The sequence below is a fragment of the Corynebacterium sp. HMSC070H05 genome (assembly GCF_001837615.1).
Taxonomy (GTDB): Bacteria; Actinomycetota; Actinomycetes; order Mycobacteriales; family Mycobacteriaceae; genus Corynebacterium; species Corynebacterium coyleae.
Genome location: NZ_KV833303.1, coordinates 1 through 554, shown reverse-complemented (window position 1 = coordinate 554; position 554 = coordinate 1). Strand labels below are relative to the sequence as shown.

2 protein-coding genes are annotated in these 554 nt (G+C 53.6%); both read left to right on the top strand.

What is annotated here, in order from left to right; translation table 11 throughout:
- Positions 1-401, top strand: a 401-nt coding sequence (locus HMPREF2617_RS04280; protein WP_210400812.1) for an IS3 family transposase, incomplete at its 5' end; no start/stop codon positions are given.
- A partial coding sequence (locus tag HMPREF2617_RS12450; protein WP_141762999.1) for a DDE-type integrase/transposase/recombinase occupies positions 385-554 on the top strand: 170 nt, incomplete at its 3' end. The genes HMPREF2617_RS04280 and HMPREF2617_RS12450, both read left to right, overlap by 17 nt.

Genomic DNA, 554 nt, shown 5'->3' with positions numbered 1-554 from the left:
AAACGTCGGAAATGATCCGGTTCATCGATAAATACCGGAATCGTTTCTCTGTCGAGTTCATTTGTAAGACGTTGAAGAATAACCGGGCTGGTGGGTTTATCACCTCGCGTGGTTATCGCCAGTCCAAGGCCCGTGGATTAAGTGCTCGTCGCCTTCGCGATGCTGTGCTGATCGACCGCATTAGAACTGTTCATCGGGATAATTACGGCGTCTACGGCGTGCGGAAAATGTGGCATGCTCTCCGCCGCGACGGAATTGATATCGGGCGTGAACAAACCGCCCGGCTGATGCGCTTGGCCGGTGTTTCTGGCAAAGGCAAAGGCAGATCACCTATCACAACCCGAAAAGCTAACGTGCCTGATCTGCGCCCGGACTTAGTCGAGCGTGAATTCAAAGCTTAAGGGCCCGAATAAACTGTGGGTGGCCGACATTACGTATGTGCGCACGAAGAAAGGCTTTGTGTACGCCGCGTTTGTCACCGACGTTTACTCTCGACGGATCGTTGGGTGGGCGTTATCAGATTCCATGCGCACCGAAGCACTGCCGTTGCAAGC